Below are 24,305 nucleotides of genomic sequence, written 5' to 3'. Positions count from 1 at the left end.
ACATGCGCTCCCCGCTAATAATTAGAGTAATTTAGTTAGAAATTGGTAGACCCGGCGACTATTTTGACCGTCTTGGTGTGGAAATGTCTTTGCCTTTAGCTGGTGCACATACGCTAAATCTAAACCAGGCAACTGTTGATTAATAAAGTCAATCAATTGGTCTGCTTGTGCAAAGTGTGGTGCTCCCAGATAGTCATAATAATCAACGTAGAAGCCACAGACCGCCATATAAGCCTCATAATCCGGCGTAAACAACAGGATTGGCCGGTCAAAATAACTGAAATTTAACGATAACGAAGAATAGTCAGTTATAAATAGATCAGTCGTTGGCATACTAGTTTTGACCCGCGTGGCGTCTTGAAAAATATGCACGTTAGCTGGCAAGTTCAATGATGCCGGTAATTTCAAGTACGGATGCAATGAGATATTGATTTCCCAGTCCGCCGTTAATTGAGCCGTTGCTTTAATAAATGCTTGCACGTAAGCTAAGACCTGCTGCTCACCGTGGATGCCTGAACGATAGGTTGGTGAATACAATAGCCGTTTAGGCCCCGGATGAGCTTCTGGCTGCATCACCATCAGTTGATCCATCATGGGCTCGCCTGTTGCTAGGATGTGCTCAGGATCAATATCAAAGGCATCCGCATAGGCTGGTTTATCAACCGCCGAATTAATAAAGACCCAATCATAATTAGTATGGGGCTTTAGAATGCTTTGATCAGCATGCGGTAAGCTCAGGCCGAATTTTTTCAATGAACCAATGGCATGCCACAGTTGCACGACTTGATTGTCTGCATGTTTGTTAATGGCATACAACGGGAAAAAGTAATCGTCAACGATAAATAGCTCGGACCGTGCCAACGCATGCAACGCCCGAATTGAGGCCCATAAAAAGCCTAATCTACTTTTAAATGAATGATCGTAGTGGTAGCAGAAAACCGTCATTTGATAATCCGTATCCGCTGCTGAAAATTCTTGGTAGAGGGCTTTTAAATTGTCGTTTAACTTGGTGCTTCGCATTGTTGCAAAAGTGACGCGATGCGACCGTGGTCCACCTAGATGGTAACAAGTCTGATAAAAAAGATTAAAGCTAGCGCGTAATAGCGTTAGCTTAATAGTTTTCAGACGTCCCACTCCATCACCGCCTTACCCCAATAATTCGTGAGGTCACTTTCAAAGAATTCAATGATGTCTTGGATGGTGCTAACCTTGCGAGTTAACCCGACTAGATTTTGTAATCGTTCCCGGGTGACGGGACTCTTCGCCAAGATGTCTAAGGCGCGTTCAAAATCGACCCGACCACTACGACTAACGCCACGCAACGTTAAACCGGCTGCTAAGACGGACCGCGTATCAATATCAACGGGGTCTTCAGATACACCCATTAAGATGGCAGTTCCCATTGGCCGGATGTGTTCAATGATTTGACCGATGGCCGCTTCACTGCCTCGTCCACCAGTACATTCAAGCGCTTGACTAACTTTTAAATCAGCTGGGATATCATCAACTAAGTAAGTCTTATCTGCAAATGAGAAGTAATCTAGCTTAGACTGATGACGACCAAAGATAACCAATTGGCTTTCTGGGAAGAGCTGTTTAACTAATGTTGCGGTAATATAGCCTAAGTTGCCATCGCCCCAAATACCGATGACTTTTTGATCGGCATCCATCGTCGCTTCTAATTGCGTTAAAGCATGGACACCAACCGAAATCATTTCGATAAAAGCGGACATTTCCATATCGAAATCCGTTGGCAAGGCTAAGACCCGGTCACGTTGTAAACAAACGTATTCTTGCATGAAACCATCAAAACCACTAGAACGAAACTTTGACGTTGGTAAGTAATTTTCCTTAATAATGGGATCTGTTTCAACCGGCGTATTCGGAATCATCGTGACCAGGGTTCCAGGAGCAAACTCGCCCTTAGGATCATGGACCACTTCGCCAACCCCTTCATGAATTAAGGCCATCGGTAATTTTTGCCGTAACACTGCTTGCGAGCGTTGACCAGAGAAATACCGTTGGTCAGCGTGACAGACGGACAAATACCGTGGTCGGACAACGATGTCTTGATCGGTAACCGTTTCAGCGACGGTTTGGACTTCAAACTGGCGTGCCGCTACGAGCCGATAAACTTGATTTAACATCTTAAGACCTCGTTTCCACTAGCGCAGTTGCGACCCGTAGATCGTAAGGCGTTGTAATTTTGAAATTGAAGTTTTCACCGCGAACCATGGTAACTGGTTGACCGGCTAATAAACAAATTTTGCATGAATCAGATAACGTTTCTTTTTGAGCCGCTGATAGGGCAGCATACGAATCAACTAAGGTCTTAATGTTAAAGCTTTGTGGGGTCTGACCTTGATACATTTTCGACCGCACTGGGATATCTTCAATCTGATTTTCAGCGCCTTGGACAATCGTGTCAATGGCTGGGACAACCGTATCAACCGCTGGATTCTTTAAAACGGCTTCAATATTATCATTAATAATTCGTTGCGTAATAAATGGACGGACGGCATCATGGGTGACCACGACATCATCATCATGGCTTCCATAATTTTCACGGATGTAGCTAATCCCTTTCATTAGGGTCTCATTCCGTTCTGAACCACCAGTCACCACATGCACACGTTCATCGTGCACGTACTTGCTAACGAGATCTTGCGTGTGACTCAACCAGTCCGCTGGGCAGACAACTAAAATGGCATCAAAGCGACTTTCCAGAACAAACTTTTCAATTGTGTGGATTAAAATTGGCTTATCGGCCAACGATAAAAATTGTTTGGGCATTGGTACATTACCCATCCGGGTACCTTTGCCACCGGCTAAAATCTGAGCATAAATCATATCAACATTACTCCATTCATGGTTCAAATTATTAGGATAATCATAAAGAAAATATATGACTTTTTTGTGAATTTTTTATGACGGAACTGTGACCAAGCTGGTGGTAATCCTTGAATATCGGCTTTTTGTTTGACCTAAGCATGAGAGAAATCACGCCTTAGCCACTGCCATCACGCTTAACCCGTGCTGCACCGCCTGCTATGTGGTTAAAGTTAACCCCCATTAATTGGTGTGATAATAGCACTTAATGGGGGTTAAGATATGCTTAATTTTTAAGATTAGTCATGAGTTTATGGACTAATTGCGTTAGCTGTGTCCATTCTGCCGGGCTAAGTTGTCCTTTTTCAACCAGAACTTCTGGCAAATCACTGATAGCCAGCCGTTTAGCTGTTCCGGTCGGTGTCAGTTGAATACTTACTTGACGTTCATCAGTTTGACTACGTTGCCGGGTAATCAAGCCTTCATCCGCCATCCGTTTTAACAATGGCGTCACAGTCCCAGTACTGAGATCCAACCAACGACCAATGGCTTTGACTGTTAAGTTGGGTTGCTCATACAATAGCACTAATACTAAATATTGCGGATAAGTGAGCGTTTGCGCCGCCAGTTCTGGTTGATAGGCCCGCTGAATAGCCCGGGATGTGACATACATTAAAAAGCAAAAATGATCTTCTAGTTTGCGCATGGTACGTACCTCCTTCGATAGCACCCCCATTATAAAGCGATTGATAATTTTAAGCAATTTAATTGTTGACAACCTAAACTAGTTGTTTATAATTGAAGTTGTCTTAGGACATACACGATTAAATCGTGTAAAACACAAGGGGAATCATTATGTCTAAGGAAGTTTTGTTGGAATCAGCTGCGCAAGCATTTAGTTTGGCCAATGCACCACATCCACGGATTTATGAACTCGCACCAACTGCGGGCCGTGAGTTGCTGGAACAAGTGCAAACGTCACCCGTTAACAAGTACAATGTGGATATTGAAGATTTGGCAATGGATGCAGGTTCTTGGGGGAATCTGAATGTTCGTTTAATTCGCCCGGCTGGGAATCATACGAAGTTACCTGTTATTTTCTATATTCATGGAGCTGGCTGGGTTTTTGGGAGTGCACAGACGCATGATAAGTTAGTTCGGGAACTAGCCGTACGGACTAACTCAGTCGTCGTTTTCCCAGAATATACCCGGTCACCAGAAGCACAATATCCAACGGCCATCGAGCAAAACTACGCCATTTTACAACAATTACCCGCATTAGCCGCTCGTTACAACTTGTCATTAGATAAGTTGACCGTTGCTGGCGACTCAGTCGGAGGTAACATGGCTACCGTTATGACCTTAATGACTAAGCAACGTCAAGGCTTACCTATCAGTCAACAATTACTCTACTACCCTGTTACGGATGCTAATTTTGAAACCGAATCATACAATCAATTTGCGGAAGATCATTATTTAACTAAGGCTGGTATGCAATGGTTTTGGGACCAATATACCACGGACCCAGCTGAACGTGCTGAAATTACAGCGTCGCCATTACGAGCAAATCTAACTGAATTAGCCGATTTGCCAGAAGCTTTAATCTTAACCGATGAAGCTGACGTCTTACGTGATGAAGGTGAAGCCTATGCAAACAAGTTACGTGCCGCTGGCGTCGCCGTTACCCAAGTCCGTTTCCAAGCCATGGTGCATGATTTCGTCATGGTTAATGCACTCGATCAAACACATGCAACTCGGGCGGCAATGGATCTATCAACCGGCTGGGTCATGCAACGTAACCACTAAGCCACTTTAAATTAAAATAAACTGTAATCCCCGATAATCGGCTGTAATTAGCTGGATTGTCGGGGATTTTTAATACTATTTATCTAAATTATATAGGAAGTAGTCTGATGATGTGAAAGTTTAAAGCAGTTCCTGAGACTTAATGGGCCTATGGGATTGTACCTAGTTCAAAAAGTTGTAAGCTGGTGGCTGATTTTGGGTGTGATTATTTTTAGTTAAAGTAACACAATACAAATGCCCTATCACAACAAGTTCATAATTAAATTCACTAACAATTCAGGGCGACTATCGGTGTAAGGCTATCTTTCATTATACAGGAACGTGCGTTCTAATTGAAGGCTTAAAGAGTGTTGATTCAAGCTACGCACTTTGTATGTACAAAGTACATACAAAACGTTAGCACTGATTTGTTTCGCTGTTTAAGTTCCAAAATGACTGTCCCCTATAGCTGTCTTTTTTAGTCATTTTGTAAGCTTTTACCACTATAAATTGCTATACTTAGCCATATAAGCTTATGAAATGGTGTGTGAAACTTTTGAGTAAATTACGGAATACGTTTTTAGATTTTTCCATTGCAACGCTAAACTTTTTAGCCAACATTGGAATCGTCCTCCCTTATGTTTTGATTTTGTTTAAGTACCAACAGACCCACAGTATTAATTACTTAGTCGCCATTATTGTTTTCTACGTTGCTCGCGCCGCAAGTGTTTTTTCGACGAAACGTCTTAATTTAAAAGCCAGTACTTACTTACTACTCTGTCTTTGGCTAGGTGTTATCGGTAGCATCATCTACAGTGTAACTAGTAGCTTAGCTTGGCTGATCGTCGGTGGCCTTTGTCTTGGGTATACGTCATCTAATATTTGGCCCTACTTTCTAACGATTAAGTTACACTTAACAACTAGTACCAACTTCAAATTAAAACGCCTTTACTGGGTTATTTTTTTAGCCCTGGGTTTATTGTTTGTCGCTGATTTCTTATTTGACCTGCACTACCAGTTAGCATTCGTTATCTTAGCCTTACTATTTATCTTGGCTCTCCCTGCCGGACGATTACTGAATCAATTTTCATTGGCTTTTTATAATCATCAAACAAGTTCGCAACGACAACCAATCAAGTTGTGGCGTGTGCTTGGATTCATCATTTTCTTTGCAGCAATCGGTTTACTGACCTTACTAAGGAAAGTCAACTTAACCATCGCATTACCTTATGTTCTCGGCGTGGTAATTTTAGCAATTATTTTGTTAAACATAGAATTAGCAGCTGATTGGAAAGCCATGCCGGCGAACAAATTGCGAATTGTGAACCGCGGATTTTTAGTGAGTTTCGTCTTATTGTTTAACAGTTTCTTTGGTTACTTTATCCTGGGTAAGAATGGGATGTATATCATTTTTGCTATCTACTTACTGGGCTTTGAAGGCGGCCGGCCATTATACTTAAGCTTAGCTCATCAGGTAGTTGCCGTTGCTAAGAAACGGGCACAATTTGGTCTAATTATTGGCCATCTTTTAGCATTGACCACCATTCCAGCTTTATACATGCTTGGACTCCTACTAATCGCCCTCTATGTTGGTTTCGAAAACCCGGCAATTAATACGAGTGTCTACACGGCCGATGCGAACGACCCGGATCTAGCTATCATTAATAAGTATCGTTTTTCAACTTATGGTGGGTTACTTTGTCAATTATGCTTTTTCGGGCTACTAGTAACGGTCAGTGCTTGGCACCATTTAAGTTTGATGGCCTTCTTCAATCCAACCACTACGACTGAAAAGTTGACTTATTTGCATGGGATGACTTGGCCCTTGATTGGCTTGTCATTACTTATCTCACTAATTACGATTTATGGTCAGCAAATTTTTAAAGCTCACCGACAATCTGCTTAGTATCCAAAGGAGACCTAAATTATGATTTTCATTGCTTTAGCCGCTATTATCTTGCCACTGATCTTACTTGGCGTTTTAAATATGCCGGCCACGCGCGGTATGAGTATCAGTGCAATCATTGTGATTATCACTGGTTACTTCTTTTGGCATTTAACGCCCAAAGTGATTGGTGCTTCAATTCTACAATCATTACACAAATCTTTGCCAATTCTCTGGATTTTATTTGGTGCCTTATTAATGCTCAACAGTCTGCGGGCCACCGGCGCTATCAACCGCATCAACCAAGGATTTCAAGCCTTGACCGCTGATATGCGGTTACAAACCGTCCTCGTCGCCTTTCTTTTTGGTGGTTTAATTGAAGGGGTCTCCGGCTTTGGGACTCCGGCCATGGTAACAGCGCCTTTGATGATTGCTTTAGGTTTTTCACCGATGGCAGCCGTCGTTTTAGCATTAGTCGCTGACTCAACCGCCGCTGCTTTTGGGGCTGTGGGGACGCCTTTAACCGTGGGACTTAGTAATGTCACTGAAAAAACACAGCTCTTAAATTTAATTGGCTTACGAGTCACACAACTAGATTTATTCGTAGGGGCGCTCATGCCCGCCTTATTAGTGTTCATCTTAATTTGGTTATTCGGCCCCAAACAACACCGGTTTCGGCAATGGTTGACCATTTTACCATGGGCGCTACTCATCGGTTTAGTTTATAGCAGCATTGCACTGGTTAGTGCTTGGTTAATTGGTTATGAATTTATCTCGATTTTAGCACCCCTTGGAACTTTAATCGTCGCAATCATTAGCATCCGTCAACATTGGTTATTACCTAAAAGTACCCAAGTCACACCCTGGCAAGTTGCCACCATTACAACGGATACGACACAAACAGCGACAGCACCTTCAGAAATGTCTTTAATTAAAGCTTGGTTCCCTTACATCTTGGTCATCGTCTTACTATTGGCCAGTCGCATTTTAGTTCCTCTAAAGGCCTTTTTAACGCATTATCTCAATTTATCATGGCAACAGATTCTAGGCTTTCAAAGTATTAGTTCTGATTGGGAATTTCTTTACTCGCCAGGAACAATGTTAACGTTGGCCGCCATCATTGGGTTAGCTGTCCAAGCCAAGTCTTTACGACCGCTATGGCCCACAACTAAAAAAGTGGTCAGTTCAATGGGCGGGACGGCAATCGCCTTGATTGTGACGTTAATTATGGTGCAGGTCTTTACTAATTCTGGCCTGAACACGGCCGACCTACCTAGTATGCCGATGTACATCGCCAAATTTGTCGCCAAATATTTAGCGGGCATCTGGATTGTTATTGCGCCATTCTTAGGCGAATTAGGCTCATTTGTCACTGGTAGTGCAACAGTCTCTACCTTGACCTTCAGTCAAATTCAAGCAGACATTGCGTCCAATGCACAGCTCAATGAACCAGTTGTTTTAGCGGCTCAATTAATCGGCGCCGCCGCCGGTAATATGATCTGCGTCCACAACATCGTTGCTGTCAGCTCTGTGGCGGGGCTTAGTGGCAAAGAAGGCGTTATTTTACGTCAGACAATTCTACCAGCACTAGGTTATGCCGCCTTAATTGGCGTGGCCGGTGTTGTCTTACTCAATTTAATCTAACCACCACTGGCGCTTGGGACAACCCAAGCGCCTTTTTGAATGTCTCGTAGTTTGACTTTTTATTCTGCGTCAGCCAGTTTATGCACAAAATGCCGACTTGGCTTAAAATAGAGCTAACTGGAGGTGGGCATTTGAAAATAATCTTAGTTCCTAATCTGCATCTCGGGACCCGTACCGTTGGCCCGACTGATGATGCGGCTGCTAACTTAGCCTTATTTCAGCGTTACAGTAATCGACTGCAAGCACGTTTAGGGATTGGCTTTCAAGTTTACGTTGATCAAAGTGCCGGATATGACTTACTTAAAGCCCCCGCGGACGACGATACTGCAAAAACTTGTTGGGTCGTCGCCGCTGCTGTTTATCAAGCCTTAACTACGGAAATAATTGCACGGCATCACCTATTAACCGTGTCCGATCAAGCGGTCATCTTAAAAATGACCGACTCAATTGAACAACAGCTTAAGCCTCCCACTGCAACCACCTAAAAACGTCATCGGCAATTTTGCCAATGACGTTTTTAGGTTAACTCGTTTTTTTTCGCAGTAACGTTTCAATCAACAATAACCCGATGAACCAGCCAATTGAGCCAATGACGGCCCAACGATTAACGGCATCAAAACACAAAATTATTGTTACCCCAATAAAAAACGCTAGTGTCAATAGATTTGAAGCTGGGAACAATGGTAATTTAAAAGGATTTTGACTACTATCCATCGTCTGCTTATAAACATAATGACAAACTAATATTGCACACCATACAATAATAAAATTAGTTGTCGCTATATTGGAAATTAAGGTAAAGACCGTGCTAGGCATCACATAATTAAGCACCACGATGATTAATAAAATCAATGATGAAAACAGTAACGACCGCGCTGGGACATTTTGTCGGTTCACCTTGCCCATCCATTTAGGCGCATTTTGACCATGCGCTAACGTGAACAACGTGCGACTCGTACTAAAGATAGCACTATTGCAAGCTGATAATGCCGCTGTTAAGACAACAAAATTGATGATGCTAGCCGCCGCTTTAATACCAACATCACTAAAGACTTGCACAAATGGTGATTGGTTAGTTGCAATTTGGTCCCAAGGATAGATTGACATAATGACAAACAAAGCACCTACATAGAAAAAAGAAATTCGAATCGGTAAACTATTAATTGCTCGTGGTAATTCTGTCTCGGGATTTTCAGCTTCTCCGGCTGTAATCCCGACCATTTCAATCCCGGTAAAAGCAAAGATAACTAACGAGAATGACGTTAAGAAGCCACCAGCCCCTTTGGGAAAGAAGCCGCCGTGACTAACCAAATTAGTCACGGAAACCGTTTGACCGCCAACGTGCGCCGCTGAACCAATCAAAATAGCCCCAGTCACAATCAAAGCGACAATGGCGACGACTTTGATCATCGAAAACCAGTACTCTAACTCGCCAAATACACTCACCGATAGTAAATTAAACACTAGCAAAATGAGAATAATAATGAGTGGCGTCACCCATTGCGGAATTGCTGGAAACCAATAGCGAATATAAATTCCACTAGCCGTTAAGTCTGCCATGGCCAAACTGATCCAACAGAGCCAATAAGTCCACCCAATTGCAAATTCAAATTTTTTCCCTAAATACAAATTAATAAATTCCAAGAAGGAATGTAGCTTCGTATTCGATAAAAGCAGTTCACCGAGGGCCCGCATCATTAAGTAACAAAATAAACCACCAATGGCATATGCTAATAAAATTGATGGTCCCGCTTGCTTAATTGCCGCGCCAGAGCCTAAAAATAACCCAGTTCCAATCGCACCACCAAGGGCAATCATTTGAACATGGCGTCGCTTCAGCTTACGCGCGAGTTGTTGATTTTCCATATTGTCTCAACTTTCTTTTACTCATTTTCATAAAAAAACGCATATTTTCATATTAATACATTTTATGCTAAAAAGCTTTTTCGAGCAACTCAATTCATTTTCTAATCATTTTTCATGTGGTCTGGATTGCTTTACGTAGTCACTTTTGGTATGTTTAATTTATTAGCCAATAATTCAACTAAAGGAGCTTTTCATGCAAACTAAACAAACTGACAGTTTTATCAAGCGATTCTTCAAAGGGGTCATCATTGCCTTGGGCTTTATCTTACCCGGCGTTTCTGGTGGTGTTTTAGCCGCAATCCTCGGGATTTACGAACGGCTATTAGGATTTATGGCCCATTTTCGTCAAAATTTCAAACGTGACTTTTGGTACTTTGTTCCCGTCGGTATTGGTGGAATTGTTGGGATTGCACTGTTATCGGCGCCTTTAGCCTATTTATTGGCTCACGCTCAGGTGATTGTCTTATGGGGATTTGCTGGTGCAATTATCGGGACCTTACCTGCATTAGCCCAGACCGCTAGTGCTAAAACACCGCGCGATGCCATTGACTACCTCTGGTTTTTCGGCACCTTATTAATCAGTAGTGGGTTGTTGTACTTTATGAGTGAGCTATTTGGCCCCTTACCCGCCAATTTTAGTGGTTTCGTTGTCGCTGGGGTATTGATTGCTTTAGGTGTATTGGTCCCAGGACTAAGCCCTTCCAACTTATTGCTGATTTTGGGCCTCTTTACGCCAATGCTAACAGGTTTCAAGCGTCTCGACCTGTTAGGCACCTATTTGCCAATTGCATTAGGCGGCATCCTAGCTATGTTGCTATTTTCCAAAAGTATGGACTACTTAATTCATCGCTTCCATTCACGGGTATACCACTTTATTTTAGGAATTGTCGTGGCCAGCACGATTCTAATTTTAGTGCCTAATCCGCATGCTGCTGAAAGTATTGTCTATACTGGCGTGACAACCACGACACTCTTCATCAGTCTAGTTGCTTGTCTAGTGGGCATAGGGTTAGGTTACTGGATGAGCCGTTTAGAAACCAAATACAAATAAAAATCAATCACTGCTAACTAAACAAACCAAGCAATAACTGAGCCAACGTGGGCTAGTTGTTGCTTGGTTTGTTTAGTTAGGCGGATAATTCCGCCAACAACATCATCGTTTGATAATGACCATCATCCAAAACCGCAATCGTTTCTGGAAAAGCCCGTTGATAATCATCCGGTAAATCAAATTCTAAAATCGAATCATGCTGATCATCAAAGACGACGGTAACCGTTCCATGGCGTTCAATTAACGCAAACTGTAACACCTGTGATAAGGTCACCACACCCTTTAGATCCTCATCAATGATTTGCCAAATCTGATCAATCACTGAACTAGGCAATTTCGCGACAAGGCCAAATGTGGCATATCGCTCTGCATCTTGATCAAACATTCTTGCCACCTCACTTCTTGGTCACTAATTTTTACGCACGACCACCGCAACTTCTTTTTCAATCCGAATAAACAACCGTTGTGAATCTTGTCGAAAATCAGCTTCCAAGCTAGTGCCAACCGGTTTGATTGTCCCGACAATGGTGCCATCAGACCCATAAATAGCCACATTTTGATGTTGACTATCCCACTTGACCGTCCAATAGCTACCTTCCAAAGCCTCATCCACGAAATACTGAGTGCCAGCTAATACGGCATCGTTGATGACACTCTGTTCATCTGCCGTCATCCCAGTATCTAATTCCCACCTTAACTTTTGACCCACTTCAAGCATGTCACCTGGAATTAAATTTTGCACGCTGCATTCCTCCACTTATCAACTTTGAATCACTAAATGATTTCTTACCTATTATGATAACATATCAACCCCAGTTCCTTGCTAATTTTCATCGCCAACGCTAGCATCTAACCCTCATAATCGGTATAATTTAAATTGAGGTGTAAATATGAAATTGGCAGCAATTGCAAGTAATATCGCTAAAAGTATCCAAATCTATCAAACGAATAAACGGACGGACTGTGTTATTTATGCCGTTGAATTTACCGATGACAGTCATAAGGCCGCTAACGGATGTGTCGTGGCCCGCTTAGAAACTGGCGACTATAATCTAACCAGCTATGATGAACGCTATATGGATACAGGGGACGATATCTTAAAACAAGAACTCGGGGCTTTCTTTGAATGTGACGATGACATTGATCAGCGAGAGGCATTAATCACCGCAATCAAAGCTGATTTAGCAACGTTACAAGCTTAAAACAATCTAAAAATCCTGGTAAAATGACTGTCAGTCAGCTTACCAGGATTTTTTTACTTTAAGTTATGCTTGAAATCGTTGCCGAACAGCAGCCGCAATCTCACGCATTCGATTTGGGGTATCTGCCTGTGATAACCGATAGCCGATATAATAAGGTGAAACATTAAATAACGGATCAATTTTACAGACAACGCGGTCACCAACTGGATAGAAAAACAGATTATAACTGTCACAGCGACCATTAAAATAGTCATTCAAAACATATTGAACGACCTTTTGGACGGCATCCGCTAATCGTTCATAAGCTGTCCAAGCAGTGGCAACGTTAAATTCAACAAATCCCATTACAGGTTGATCGGAGACGGTCACACTTAGATCTCCATCCGTTAATACTGGATAGCCAGATAAATTAGCTGGCGTAATATTAGCATAACCATCAATGTCATTTAGGCCAACAATCTGCATGTGCGGATGGCGCAAGCTACCACCTGAATGGGGGCCAAAATTTTTATACAATAATACGGATTCAAACCGTTGACTCGCAATTGCCTGCTGCCAATTTTCCAAGGCAAATGCAAAAACAGCTTGATTTTGCGCCCGCGAATACGTGGCAATATCACCTTGATGATCGGCAGTTTCAATCACAATTGTCTGCCAAGTTGCTTGTAGTGTTGGGAACTTATTCATGAGCCAGATACGATCTTCTGTTTGCGCCAGCACATCAGTCAACTGGCTTGGATCACAAAACGGACAAGCGTTATGGGGATGCTGAATGTTTTCAGGTTTATCTTTTGCAATATTAGTATCAAAAATCAACGGGTGTGCTTGCAATGCTAATTCATCCTTTCAACAAGAAAGAACGGCCTGCTCTTAGCAAACCGTCCCACTTTAGTGACCACTTCTATTTAAGCGATGGTGATGACGCCGAATCTGGTCCAAATTCAACGTTAGCCATGGTAATCCAAACAACAAATTCCGTGGAGGCTAACCGCCAATATTGCGGATTTGATGCTGCTGGTAAGGCTTGTCCAAACAAGGCAACGGCTAGCGCATTGGCCGCGTTATCTGCTGCAACTTGCACACTTGAGCCAAAAGTTTGGGCTGCCGGCACATCTGGGAAACGGACATCCCAATAAGTCCCTTCATCCCGAAAAATAGCTGGATATTTCACTTCAACATTTTGATTCAATCCCACCACTCCGATTCTATTGCTTTAAAGCTATCATACCGGGATTCATCTAAAAAGAAAAGGGTCGGTTAAATTCTTAAAGCTTACCTAAATTATTCAGTCGTAACCTTATAATATGTCCCATTGGTATCGCCATTCACAACCGTGTAATTACCACTGTGTGATTGGCCATATTTAATGGCATCTTCACGGGTACTAAAAGATTTTGTTGACCCACTCGTACTGGCACTACTGCTGCTGGCGGTGCTTGACGAAGCGGCACTGCTAGAACTGTTTGCTGTCGCACTACTACTGCTACTGCTAGCATTAGTGGTCGACGACGCTTGCGCCGCTGAGCTGTGATGACTACTGCTGGCAATGGTATGACTACTGCTAGTTGCTTGCGTGGCTGTCGTCGCATTGGTCGTATGACTTTGCGCCGAACTGCTACTATCATTGTCGGTACTACTGCCATAGTCAGCAGTATTGTCATTGCCAGTATTATCCGTTAGGTCACTATCATCACTCGTACTGGAACTTGACTTACTAGACTGTTTTTTGGCCTTTTTCTTTTTTGAGGACGATGAACTTTTACGCGACCTACTGCTACTTGAGGAACTAGTGGTTTCAACTAAATCTTGATCAGTTGAAGCTTTCACAAAATATACAATCGTTCCCCCAAGCGCAATCACGATTAGAGCCAATAACCATAACGAAAGATGGCGCTTCTTTTTCGGTGATTTCGGCGATTTGGGTGACTTTGGCGTCTTAGGTGGTTGCGGCGTATTTGTCTTTGATCGCTTACTACTCGTCGATTCCTGTCGCGACTTTAAACGTGACATCCGCGTCGGCTGTTGTTCAGGCATTAACTATCGCACTTCCTTTCTTGCTTCCGCAAGTTTACCATATTTTTAGGCACTTGTCGTGACGGTTTTTACTCACTTATACCTAAATATTAATCTAATTCCAGCAATAAATCACGAAATAAATTGTAATTTGGCGATTGATGCTAATCTTATAGCACTTAAAGCGCCATAAGGCCGCCGCTGATTTACACGGCTAAGGACTTTCACACCTCGAAAAAAATAACTTGATTCTATCAAGCTAGAATCAAGTTATTACTCAAATTAAGCGGCTAAGTCCACTAGGGTCTGATAATAATTAGCAAAAACCCCATAACGATACGGTGTTAACCAGAGTTGTCCAATACCTAGGGTCATCACACTAAGAATCGCCCAACCGATAAAACTCAATTGTAAGACAAAGTATTCAAACTTATGTCCGTGCATTAACTGGCGACTACGGGTAATCGCATCACGAAAACGTGGCCGTGGCTGCCCGGCCGGCGTTGCTGCCAACATATCTTTATACACATAGAAGGTCTGTGAATACGCAAAGGACTTGATAATCCCCGGTACGATTAATAATAGCCCCCACAATAACGTCAAGACACCTTGAAGAATTTGTAAGGCGATAATTGGCCAAGCGTATTTTTTGGTAAAACCAACTGTTGAATCACTAACTGCATGAATTTCACGGTCTGGTTGGCGAACCCAATCGAGCATTGAATAAGACGTCCCAACCGCAAAAATACGAACAATAAAAGCAAAGACTAATTCAATTAATAAGACCACTAAGAAGGCCACTAAAGCCGTTATTAGCTCTTGCATCGTAATCTTATCAAATAGCGCAGTTACCATTTGGTGGTTGTCACTTAAACTGTCTGAATGATTAATCCGGCCTGAATAATTAGATAAAACACCAAACATACTAAGCAGACTAACCACAATACAAAGTAAAATGGCATTCTTCCAACGCCCTTTAAATAATTGCTTAACTTCTTGTTTGAGCTCAGCTCGAGTTTTCATTCCGCTATTTCAACTCCCTTTTAGGTATTTATCATAACATTTTAGGATTATCAAGCAAACCTAATTACGGCATGAAAAATAAAAAAGATGTGAGAATTTAATCTCAACATCTGAATAAGTGCTGTGAACTACTCGGCCATAAATGACCGAACTTCTGAGAACACTGCTAACTTACACAATAGTGACTAGCACTATGCCCAGCGGTTACAGTTATTTATCACGTCCTTAAAAGAACATGTTTCCTCGCCAGATTTCAAAAATCTTTATGCAAGCTAACCACCGGTGCGCCATCTTCAGCGAACGTCCCGACTGAGACAGTATACCCACAACGTTCATAAAAAGATTGCGCGGTCAGCTCACCATGTATCAGACCTTGCGTATACCCGTGTTCGACGGCCCACTTTTCAGCAGCCATTAATAGTTGTTGCCCCAGTCCACGTCCACGATAGCTTTTCCGAGTACAAACCCGACCAAATCGCATAATCTGATTGGCTTGTGGTTCTAATCGTAAGGTCGCCACCGGTAACGACGGCTGCGCATAAACCACCGCATATAAGCGTTGGTCATCATCTTTATCGTCAAATTCGACCTGCGCAGCAATACCACGTTCTTCCACAAAAACAGCTTGCCGCAACGCCATTGCAGCGGCCCGATTATAAGATGCCTTTGAAAAAACAATTGTCATTATTAATACGCCTTATCAATATCTTTCAGCCAAGCTAACGCCAATGATTTATCACCTAAGTGGGTCCCAATCACCGGTCCAAAATACGTAATATCAATCGGCATGTCTGGGTATTGGTGTTGTAACTTTTCTTTCCAGGCTTGTGCAGCTTCTAAGTTATTACCTTGCACAATAATTGCGCGCAACGGATAATTCAGTTTAGCCTGAGCTTCAGCAAACAGTTGCTCAACTCGTGCGATTGCTTTTTTAGTTGAACGCACTTTCTCAAACGCCACAATTTCATGTTTTTCATTAAAAGTTAAAATTGGTTTAATGCGTAGGACGCTGCCAATAAAGGCGGATGCATTGGATAAACGACCCCCGCGCACGAGATTTTGTAAATCATCGACAATAAAATATTCGCCCATGGAAGCCCGTAAATCGTTCAAACGTGCTAAAATTTCAGCCACCGTATGACCAGCTTTAGCCATGCGAGCTGCTTCTAGCGCTAAGTATCCCATTAGTCGCACCGTGATTTGCGAATCATAAGGGTAAAGTTTAACCCGATCAACCGCATCACGCATGTTTTCAAGACTATTGTAAAATCCCGAAATAGTACTGGCCAAATGAATACTAATCACCGCATCATAGCCAGCATCGCCTAAATGATTATAAAATTCAATCATTTCACCAACAGCCGGTTGTGACGTACTTGGAAATGACTTAAAGGACTTCATATTAGCATAGAACTCTTCCGTCGTAATATCGACGCCTTCTTGATACACTTTTCCATCTATAATAACCGGAATCGGCACAACATGAATATCGTTGTCAGCAACCTCTTGCGGTGTCAAATAGCTAGTGCTGTCAGTAACAACAGCAATCTTCATGACATACACCTACTTCTCATCTAAATAATATTCATCATCATAGCATAAAACTAAGTTCGACTCCACCTTGTCGTCGTCAACCAAAAGTGGCTTAGTCGACTAAAGTCCGCTCAACCGATTTATTTAGCCGGTTCAATAGAATTCGTAATAAATTTTGCTCATCTTGCGGCCATTTATCAAAAACAGCTGCTTCATAGGTCGCATAATCGGCTGCCACCACGGTGACGGCTTGTTGACCCGCAGTCGTCATCGCATAGATAAGTTGCCGGCGATCTCGCCCAACCGCCTGCTTACTCAACTTCTCTTTTTTTACTAAGCTGGCGAGTTGCCGACTTAACGTCGATGTATCTAACTGCATTTCAATCGCTAGCTTTTCTTGCGTATCAAACCCAGCCAATAATTTAGTGAGTAATTGCCACTCAGCCACCGTGATGCCCTGGGCTTTCGTAATTTTCTTCAAGACGGCGGTCTGTTGCTTGGCAGTGGCTGCCAAGGCTGCTAAACTTGATTTCATGTTAGTTACCTCCAAAATATAAAGTCATATGTATTATACAATAAGCAGACTTCGTCGGAAAGTGGTTTTTCTAGAATCTCTTGGTAAATTAGTTTTTGTATATAACATTGAGTTGGCCGACCAATTATTTTGCACCAAATTAGTTCCCAAGGTATACTAGTAAAGGTTGACTGTTAATCACCAGTCAAATTGAAACTACTATATGAAAGCGAGTGATCACATGTCTTTTGATGGATTATTTACCCATGCCATGGTCACCGAATTACACGAAAATTTATTAAATGGCCGCATTACTAAAATTCACCAACCCTATCAAAATGAATTAATTCTAACGATTCGTTCGAATGGTAAAAATTGGCCACTGTTGCTATCGGCGGACCCTACGTATCCACGGGTCCAAGTGACGCAAATTCCATACGTTAACCCAGCGGTCCCCACTAACTTTGCCATGATGATGCGCAAATATCTTCAAGGTGCTATCTTAACTGGCATTAAACAAGTTGCTAATGACCGTGTCGTCCACTTTACAATTACTACTCGCAACGAATTAGGCGATGCCGAACAGCTCACTTTAATCATTGAAATCATGGCTCGTCACAGTAACGTTATTTTAGTTGACAATCAAACGGGTAAGATTTTAGACGTCATTAAACACGTTGGGGCAGATCAAAATCGCTACCGGCTACTGCTACCAGGGGCAACTTATATCGAGCCACCTAAACAAGATAAAGTTAATCCCTTCATCGCAAATCAGGATTTTCTGGAATTGGTTAAGCAATTCCCCAATCAAGAGGTTTTAGCGCAACAACTGCAACAACATTATCAAGGACTCGGCCGTGATAGTTCCCTTCAATTAGCGGCTGATTTGCATCAAACTGGGGATGTTTCAGCTCACTATCAGACTTTCTTGGCGCAATTCGATCATCCTAACGCAACCCTGTTGACCCTTGCCAATCGCAAGACGATGTTTGCTGTCGGACCTTACCCATTTTTTGGCTCGAAAACACGACAGTTTGACTCATTGAGCGCACTGTTAGATTTCTATTATCAAGATGCCGCTCAACGGGAACGCGTGCAACAGCAGGCCGGTAATTTGGTTCGAGTCGTACGAAATGATTTAAAGAAAAATCGAAACAAATTTAAAAAGTTGCAGCAAACATTGGTTAACACTAAGCAGGCCGATGAACTACGGCTCAAAGGTGAAATTCTAACGACTTATTTACACGAAGTCAAACGGGGTATGACTGAAATTAGCCTGCCGGACTATTATCATGATAATGTCCCTTTAAAAATTACCCTGTCTAATCAATTATCACCTTCACGTAATGCGCAAAAATATTTTTCACGCTATCAGAAACAAAAAAATGCCGTGATTTATGTTGGCGAACAATTAAAGCTAACCCAAGCTGAAATTGATTATTTAGACAATGTTCAAACACAGATTGAATTAGCGACTCCTGCCGACATTACCGAAATTCGAGAAGAATTAACGCAACAGGGCTATTTAAAGGCCCGTAAGACTAAGAAAAAAGCCCGGCGGCGCCAACCCAGCCAGCCCCAAAAATTCGTGGCTAGTGATGGCACCGAAATCTCTGTTGGTAAAAACAACCGCCAGAATGATCAATTGACCTTAAAAACTGCCCGCAAGAGTGATTATTGGTTGCATACGCAAAAGATTCCCGGCTCTCATGTCATTATTCATTCAAACAACCCTAGTGAACAGACTTTGACTGAAGCTGCCAATCTAGCGGCCTACTTCTCAAAAGCTCGTGATTCAGCTACGGTTCCAGTCGACTATGTTCAAGTCAATCGCATCCGCAAACCTAATGGCGCTAAGCCTGGGCTAGTTATTTACGAGGGACAAAAAACGTTATATGTCTCACCAGACGCTGATTTAGTTGACACATTAGCTGTAAAAAAATAAATCATATTAAAATAAACGAATCACCGTTATTGGTGGTTCGTTTATTTTGGTATGCGCTATTTTAATCAATATTTTTCTATAAATCTTAAAGTGCCTCTAACAAATAGCCATAGCACTATCAATAAATAGGTAAACCAAGCAATTAATGAGAGCGTAATTCCTACTTTAGTCGCAGTTCGCGGATGATAACTGACTTGTAAGCTATTTTTTCCAGTTTTTGCTCGTACTCTGACAGTGCCAATCTTAGTCTGCTTTACTTTAGTATTTTTTATTAATTTCCCATTCAATCTTAATTGGGTATTACCATAACTAGCAACTGGAACACCCATAATACGCGATTTTCGCTTGTTTTGCCACTCTAATTGTAAGCTACCACCGGCTTTAACCGTATACTTAAAGTTTCTCTTTTGCGCAATAACGTCATCATTGTACAAATCGTAATAAGGAACCTTTTCATTATACTTCGTAATTGGCATATAATCTGGTGTCGTTCGGTCAACAATTCTAATTAAATCTGAAAGTTGTTTCCCATGAAATGCGGGTTGAATATCAACAATACTTCGAACCGGTTTGTCAAGATAACGTTTCCCATGAACGTTGTTAGGTCCAGTGCCTAATCCCTCAGAAATACTGACATCCGGCTGATTATAGCGAGTAACTGTTCCAGCCAATGCAACCGCTAATGAAATCGCTGAAGCAATCGCAAAAACGATACTTGTAAAGTCAACCACCTGATTAAGCCCCCGATTATTATCGGATTCAGCTATATCTCTGAATAAGGCTAAACTGCCGAGAATTAAAAATGACATCCCGACAATCGTGAATCGGCGTGGTAACTGCAAATAATTTTCCAGAACTGGAAATGAATCATCAATAACTTGCCAAGGAATTAAATTAGTTCCCAAAATAATATAGATGGTTGCAGTTATAAATAAGATTTTTGAAAAACCGGTTATTCGTTGCCAGAAACAAAAAAGTCCCGCTAAACCGATATAAAAGATCAAACAAAATATGGTGATACCTAACGAATCACCCCGACCAACGAATGGTACGATGACGTTTGAAATACCGTTAATTAATGGCAACATTGTTGGTGGTAACATGACACTGTTTTTGGCAATATCTAAATAAGGTAAGATTACATTTAAACTCAAGATTAGCGCAATCAGTATCGCAACTAACAGGTAACCTAATTGCCGGAGTTTCTGACTAGATTTTACCAATCCAACCACAAAGAACGGAATCAACAAGGGTAATGCTAGTATCGTCGTTAAAATTTGTGCCTGTGCGAGACCGCCAACAATGACACCTAAGCCTAACATTGACTTGAGTGACCAATTTCCATGATAAAAATCAACCATTGAACCTACTAACAACGGCACCAATGCCAGCGCAGTTGCACGCCAACTAACATTGTATACAAAACCAACAATCGACAAAGATGTTAGATAGAGCACCCCAGCTGCAACTGAAACTTTAAAATTTAATTGGAGACGACGGGCGGCATAATACATGGTTATACCAGCTACAAAACTAACTAGCATTACCGAAATAATCTGAAAATTCATCCAATTACCCGCCATTAAAAGGATGGCACCAAATAAATATGTTAATAATGGACTATAGACTTGATTAACAATCCGCCCTGCTTGTTGGAATGAATACAGATTCAAGAAACTAAAATTATAATTTTTTAGTTGCATTGCGGCATCATAAATTCGGTTATATTGAAAATAGCCATCAACCCCCAAAATAGCCGTCTGATTTAAAATTAATGGTGAGATCACAACAAGCGATATTAAAATCATTAATATCGACGCTCTGACTGCCTTAGTTCCCCTCATGATTAAGCTCCTTTTTATTTAATAATTTGTAAAAAAATATTATTATTCAATAAACAACAACTCATCAATTATACTAGAGACTTAGTTAAATTTCATTGCTTTTTATAAAATTGGCTCAGCACCTAGACTGTCTATATAATAGTTGTAACACCCAATAACACAATTTAATCAGCATTGCTAACAATTACAGTAGCGGTACCAAAAAAGTTGTATCACACAAACTCAAATTTAAAGCGTGTGAATGCTTAAAAAAAGCTAGTTATCAAGGCTTAATCCTTGATAACTAGCTTGATTGTTTAGGCCAAAGTCGCTTCAACAGCAACTTCGCCAGCAGTAATTGCTTGATTATTAGCTGTAGTGAGGTTGGTCACTTGATCCATATTAGTCACGACGGTCATTACGGTCGTCGCTTTTCCGGCTGCTTGAATAGCTGCTAAATCCATCGTCACCAGCGGCGTTCCTAGTTTTACTTGATCGCCAACATTAACTTGAATGGTAAATGGCGCACCGTTTAATTCAACCGTATCTAGTCCTAAGTGAAGCATTAATTCCAATCCAGTCGCCGTAGTCATCATAATCGCATGTTTCGTGGCCGCAATTGTTTTAATCTCGCCAGCAGCCGGTGCGACAATTTGACCAGTACTAGGCGTGATGGCAAAGCCATCGCCCATCATCTTTTGTGAAAACACTTGATCAGCAACCGCGGTAATTGGCATTAACTGACCTGTGGCAATAGCCCCTAAACGAACCAATTTATTCTTCTTTTTAAGTCCAAACATGACCTGATTCTCCTTAATTAAAAATGTTCTTGAATGGCATCCCGTGACTCAATTAATTGTTGAATATGCGTCTGATAATCAGCTTTAATGTAGGTATAATACAGCAAATCCACCACATAAAGTTGCGCCAATAATGAGGTTGTTGCTGCACTCCGCGCCGTTTGATTTTCTTCGCTATCATCATTCAGTAAAACAACGTCTGCCAATTGGCCAAGGGGGCTTTTGGCATTGCGTGTTAAAACAATAATCGGGACCGCAACAGTCTTGGCTACTTCCGCTAATTGTTGCCCTTCGGCTTTTTCACCCGAGTTTGATACTAAAACTAAGACGGCATTAGCTTTCTGCGTCGTCAAACCGACTGCCACCAAATGACCATCGGCCGCATGCATCACTGATTTACCGACGCGCATGAATTTCTGTTGAAAATCAGAAGCGACAACATCAGAGGCGCCAATTCCATAGACATAAATATTTTGTGCTTGCGCCAATAACTGACTGGCTTTTTTTAACGCACCATTTTCTAAAACCACATTAGTTTCTTCGATAGTATGTGATACCCGCAAAGCTAGCTTGGACTTGACCGCCGTCAAACTATCTTGAGGATTGATTTCAGCATACAATTTTTGATCAACGTTCGTTTCAGCAGATAATTTTAATTTTAAAGCCGGGTAACCACCGTCTGGAATAATCGCTTTACCAAAGCGCACGACTGTCGCCGTACTAACTCCAGCAGCGGTTGCCAATTCAGCAGTACTCATCGTAATCACGGCATGTGCATGTTTTAGAATATAACGCCCAATTTTTTGGTCCGCTTTAGAAAAATCGGCTAGCCGACTATGAATGGTAAATAAAATATTAGTCATTATATCCCTCCCACCTCATTTTACCGTTAACTAAGCATTTAGCAACTTGCCATCTTTATCCTTAGCAGCCATGGCATCTTTGGGAATGCCGAAGAAGTAAGTCGCCACAAATCCACCAATATATGCGGCTAATAATCCAGCAACGTAGCCCAACCAATGACCATTAGCAATCAATGGAATCAGAGCGACACCGGAAGGTCCAATGGCAATCGCGCCAATATGACCCAAGCCACCAACAACGGCTCCGCCAATCCCACCACCGATACAAGCAGTAATGAATGGACGTCCTAATGGTAAGGTAACCCCATAAATCAACGGTTCACCAATTCCTAAAATTCCGACTGGTAAGGCACCTTTAATAAGATTTGTTAATTCTTGATTATTACGGCAACGAATCCATAATGCTAACGCTGCCCCAACTTGACCACCGCCAGCCATGGCTAGAATTGGTAAAAGTGGTGTACTCCCCATACTGTTAATCATTTCAATATGGATTGGGGTTAAAATTTGGTGCAACCCAAACATCACCATCGGTAAGAAGAATAGCCCTAAAATGAAACCGGAGAAGGCGCCACCAACGTTTAAGACCCATTCCACACCACCAACTAAGCCCGTTGAAATAACACCCGCAATTGGCATGACCAAGAAAATGGTAAACACCCCAACGACTAGTAACGACACCATTGGCGTAATAATAATGTCAATTGAATCCGGAATGACCTTATGCAACCATTTTTCAATAATTGATAAGACCCATACAGCAAAGATGACACCGATAATCCCACCTTGACCAGCTGATAAGGCCTGACCATTAAAAATATTATGAATCGGTGCTTGTGGCGTAATCCCGGTTAACATCGTAACGGCACCAATTACCCCACCTAATCCAGCAGTTGCGCCAAACACTGTCGCACTATTAATCCCAACATAAATAACTAAATAAGTGAATAAGCCACTGTTGATGACCTTTAAAACATTGATAAAATCAGTCCAACTCTTACCAATATCACCGGCCAACATCATGTTAGATAAAATAGCCGCAATCCCAGAAATCAAACCAGCACCAACAAAGACTGGTATTAATGGAATAAAAATACTTGAGATTGCACTTAATATCTTCCGCATCGGCGTTTGTTTAATCTTCGCCTTTTGAGCGGCATGCACTTTTTTCGCTTTCGCTTCAACCAGTTCTTTATCTGTCAACTGACTTGTAGCCGGCGTTGTTTTCGTCGTAAAAGTTTCCGGTGCTGGAAAGGGATCACCTAGCTTTACCCCGACGGCATCTACCATCGCTTGTGCGACCTTGTCAACCGTCCCGGGACCGACAATCACCTGTAGCGTATCCTCTTGAACAACTCCCATGACGCCCTTAATCGCCTTCAAGCCATCCATATCAACTAATGATTCATCCCGAATTGTCATTCGAACCCGTGTCATACAATGAATTAACTTGGCAATATTTTGAGGTCCACCGACATTATCATAGATTTCCTGCCCGATGCGTACATATTTATCTTCAGCCATCTGCT

24 protein-coding genes and 1 pseudogene are annotated in these 24,305 nt (G+C 41.9%); 7 read left to right on the top strand and 18 right to left on the bottom strand.

Annotated elements, in window-relative coordinates; all coding sequences use genetic code 11:
* Nucleotides 1-21 precede the first annotated feature (21 nt).
* From C5Z25_RS00755 to C5Z25_RS00740, 4 genes are all read right to left on the bottom strand, one after another.
* The gene (locus tag C5Z25_RS00755; RefSeq protein ID WP_105450785.1) at nucleotides 22-1,134 is read right to left on the bottom strand and encodes a CDP-glycerol glycerophosphotransferase family protein; all 1,113 of its coding nucleotides are present in this window, start codon (nucleotides 1,132-1,134) and stop codon (nucleotides 22-24) included.
* Nucleotides 1,122-2,147 (bottom strand): ribitol-5-phosphate dehydrogenase, encoded by a 1,026-nt coding sequence (locus C5Z25_RS00750; RefSeq protein WP_105450783.1) that lies wholly within the window; start codon nucleotides 2,145-2,147, stop codon nucleotides 1,122-1,124. Before C5Z25_RS00750 ends, C5Z25_RS00755 begins: the two co-directional genes overlap by 13 nt.
* A 1-nt stretch (nucleotide 2,148) precedes the next feature.
* Nucleotides 2,149-2,850 (bottom strand): IspD/TarI family cytidylyltransferase, encoded by a 702-nt coding sequence (locus C5Z25_RS00745; RefSeq protein ID WP_105450781.1) that lies wholly within the window; start codon nucleotides 2,848-2,850, stop codon nucleotides 2,149-2,151.
* Nucleotides 2,851-3,115: 265 nt separating this feature from the next.
* Complete coding sequence (locus tag C5Z25_RS00740) at nucleotides 3,116-3,535, bottom strand: MarR family winged helix-turn-helix transcriptional regulator (RefSeq protein ID WP_234002759.1); 420 nt, start codon at nucleotides 3,533-3,535, stop codon at nucleotides 3,116-3,118.
* Nucleotides 3,536-3,684: 149 nt separating this feature from the next.
* Between C5Z25_RS00740 and C5Z25_RS00735 the strand changes: the two genes are divergently transcribed.
* The 4 genes from C5Z25_RS00735 (at nucleotide 3,685) to C5Z25_RS00720 (ending at nucleotide 8,628) form a co-directional block, all read left to right on the top strand.
* The gene (locus C5Z25_RS00735; protein ID WP_105450779.1) at nucleotides 3,685-4,635 is read left to right on the top strand and encodes an alpha/beta hydrolase; all 951 of its coding nucleotides are present in this window, start codon (nucleotides 3,685-3,687) and stop codon (nucleotides 4,633-4,635) included.
* Between the two features lie 535 nt (nucleotides 4,636-5,170).
* Nucleotides 5,171-6,520: a hypothetical protein gene (locus tag C5Z25_RS00730; RefSeq protein ID WP_105450777.1), complete on the top strand. Its 1,350-nt coding sequence runs from the start codon at nucleotides 5,171-5,173 to the stop codon at nucleotides 6,518-6,520.
* Between the two features lie 21 nt (nucleotides 6,521-6,541).
* Nucleotides 6,542-8,143: an L-lactate permease gene (locus C5Z25_RS00725; protein WP_105450774.1), complete on the top strand. Its 1,602-nt coding sequence runs from the start codon at nucleotides 6,542-6,544 to the stop codon at nucleotides 8,141-8,143.
* A 131-nt stretch (nucleotides 8,144-8,274) separates the two neighbouring features.
* Nucleotides 8,275-8,628 (top strand): hypothetical protein, encoded by a 354-nt coding sequence (locus C5Z25_RS00720; RefSeq protein WP_105450771.1) that lies wholly within the window; start codon nucleotides 8,275-8,277, stop codon nucleotides 8,626-8,628.
* Between the two features lie 37 nt (nucleotides 8,629-8,665).
* Here the strand turns inward: C5Z25_RS00720 and C5Z25_RS00715 are convergent, their stop codons facing one another.
* The gene (locus C5Z25_RS00715; protein ID WP_105450768.1) at nucleotides 8,666-10,009 is read right to left on the bottom strand and encodes an amino acid permease; all 1,344 of its coding nucleotides are present in this window, start codon (nucleotides 10,007-10,009) and stop codon (nucleotides 8,666-8,668) included.
* A 193-nt stretch (nucleotides 10,010-10,202) separates the two neighbouring features.
* Between C5Z25_RS00715 and C5Z25_RS00710 the strand changes: the two genes are divergently transcribed.
* Nucleotides 10,203-11,060, top strand: coding sequence for a DUF368 domain-containing protein (locus tag C5Z25_RS00710; RefSeq protein ID WP_105450765.1), 858 nt, complete (start codon nucleotides 10,203-10,205; stop codon nucleotides 11,058-11,060).
* Nucleotides 11,061-11,136: 76 nt separating this feature from the next.
* Here C5Z25_RS00710 and C5Z25_RS00705 read toward each other — a convergent pair whose 3' ends face one another.
* Nucleotides 11,137-11,445 (bottom strand): DUF960 domain-containing protein, encoded by a 309-nt coding sequence (locus tag C5Z25_RS00705; protein ID WP_105448425.1) that lies wholly within the window; start codon nucleotides 11,443-11,445, stop codon nucleotides 11,137-11,139.
* Between the two features lie 24 nt (nucleotides 11,446-11,469).
* Nucleotides 11,470-11,802 carry a hypothetical protein gene (locus tag C5Z25_RS00700; protein WP_105450762.1) on the bottom strand — a complete coding sequence of 111 codons (333 nt, stop codon included), beginning with the start codon at nucleotides 11,800-11,802 and terminating at the stop codon, nucleotides 11,470-11,472.
* Between the two features lie 148 nt (nucleotides 11,803-11,950).
* On the opposite strand from C5Z25_RS00700, the gene C5Z25_RS00695 reads away from it, so the two are divergent.
* Nucleotides 11,951-12,262, top strand: a complete 312-nt coding sequence (locus C5Z25_RS00695; RefSeq protein WP_105450760.1) for a hypothetical protein — start codon at nucleotides 11,951-11,953, stop codon at nucleotides 12,260-12,262.
* A 63-nt stretch (nucleotides 12,263-12,325) separates the two neighbouring features.
* On the opposite strand, the gene C5Z25_RS00690 is transcribed toward C5Z25_RS00695, so the two are convergent.
* The 7 genes from C5Z25_RS00690 to C5Z25_RS00660 all read right to left on the bottom strand — a co-directional run bounded on the left by C5Z25_RS00690 (nucleotide 12,326) and on the right by C5Z25_RS00660 (nucleotide 17,366).
* Complete coding sequence (locus C5Z25_RS00690) at nucleotides 12,326-13,093, bottom strand: DUF4931 domain-containing protein (RefSeq protein WP_105450757.1); 768 nt, start codon at nucleotides 13,091-13,093, stop codon at nucleotides 12,326-12,328.
* Nucleotides 13,094-13,163: 70 nt separating this feature from the next.
* Entirely contained in the window at nucleotides 13,164-13,451 is a 288-nt protein-coding gene (locus tag C5Z25_RS00685; RefSeq protein WP_105450756.1) for an RNA-binding protein, read from the bottom strand.
* 92 nt (nucleotides 13,452-13,543) lie between these two features.
* On the bottom strand, nucleotides 13,544-14,296 hold the full coding sequence (locus C5Z25_RS00680) for a hypothetical protein (protein WP_105450753.1): 753 nt from the start codon (nucleotides 14,294-14,296) through the stop codon (nucleotides 13,544-13,546).
* A 261-nt stretch (nucleotides 14,297-14,557) separates the two neighbouring features.
* Nucleotides 14,558-15,298 carry a DUF975 family protein gene (locus C5Z25_RS00675; protein WP_105450751.1) on the bottom strand — a complete coding sequence of 247 codons (741 nt, stop codon included), beginning with the start codon at nucleotides 15,296-15,298 and terminating at the stop codon, nucleotides 14,558-14,560.
* 253 nt (nucleotides 15,299-15,551) lie between these two features.
* Nucleotides 15,552-15,983: a GNAT family N-acetyltransferase gene (locus C5Z25_RS00670; RefSeq protein WP_105450749.1), complete on the bottom strand. Its 432-nt coding sequence runs from the start codon at nucleotides 15,981-15,983 to the stop codon at nucleotides 15,552-15,554.
* A gap of 2 nt (nucleotides 15,984-15,985) precedes the next feature.
* Nucleotides 15,986-16,852 carry a DegV family protein gene (locus tag C5Z25_RS00665; protein ID WP_105450746.1) on the bottom strand — a complete coding sequence of 289 codons (867 nt, stop codon included), beginning with the start codon at nucleotides 16,850-16,852 and terminating at the stop codon, nucleotides 15,986-15,988.
* A 91-nt stretch (nucleotides 16,853-16,943) separates the two neighbouring features.
* Nucleotides 16,944-17,366, bottom strand: a complete 423-nt coding sequence (locus C5Z25_RS00660) for a MarR family winged helix-turn-helix transcriptional regulator (protein WP_105450745.1) — start codon at nucleotides 17,364-17,366, stop codon at nucleotides 16,944-16,946.
* Nucleotides 17,367-17,586: 220 nt separating this feature from the next.
* Between C5Z25_RS00660 and C5Z25_RS00655 the strand changes: the two genes are divergently transcribed.
* The gene (locus tag C5Z25_RS00655) at nucleotides 17,587-19,290 is read left to right on the top strand and encodes an NFACT RNA binding domain-containing protein (RefSeq protein WP_105452810.1); all 1,704 of its coding nucleotides are present in this window, start codon (nucleotides 17,587-17,589) and stop codon (nucleotides 19,288-19,290) included.
* A gap of 65 nt (nucleotides 19,291-19,355) precedes the next feature.
* Here the strand turns inward: C5Z25_RS00655 and C5Z25_RS00650 are convergent, their stop codons facing one another.
* The 4 genes and pseudogenes from C5Z25_RS00650 to C5Z25_RS00635 form a co-directional block, all read right to left on the bottom strand.
* Complete coding sequence (locus tag C5Z25_RS00650) at nucleotides 19,356-21,134, bottom strand: glycosyltransferase family protein (RefSeq protein WP_158682870.1); 1,779 nt, start codon at nucleotides 21,132-21,134, stop codon at nucleotides 19,356-19,358.
* 296 nt (nucleotides 21,135-21,430) lie between these two features.
* Nucleotides 21,431-21,913: a PTS sugar transporter subunit IIA gene (locus C5Z25_RS00645; RefSeq protein ID WP_105450741.1), complete on the bottom strand. Its 483-nt coding sequence runs from the start codon at nucleotides 21,911-21,913 to the stop codon at nucleotides 21,431-21,433.
* A 17-nt stretch (nucleotides 21,914-21,930) separates the two neighbouring features.
* On the bottom strand, nucleotides 21,931-22,776 hold the full coding sequence (locus tag C5Z25_RS00640) for a MurR/RpiR family transcriptional regulator (protein WP_105450740.1): 846 nt from the start codon (nucleotides 22,774-22,776) through the stop codon (nucleotides 21,931-21,933).
* A gap of 39 nt (nucleotides 22,777-22,815) precedes the next feature.
* A pseudogene (locus tag C5Z25_RS00635) lies at nucleotides 22,816-24,300 on the bottom strand (PTS transporter subunit EIIC); the annotation flags it as partial.
* Nucleotides 24,301-24,305: the final 5 nt, after the last annotated feature.

This window comes from Lactobacillus sp. CBA3605, assembly GCF_002970915.1.
In the GTDB taxonomy this organism is placed as follows: domain Bacteria; phylum Bacillota; class Bacilli; order Lactobacillales; family Lactobacillaceae; genus Lactiplantibacillus.
This window is presented reverse-complemented; position numbering and strand designations above follow the sequence as displayed.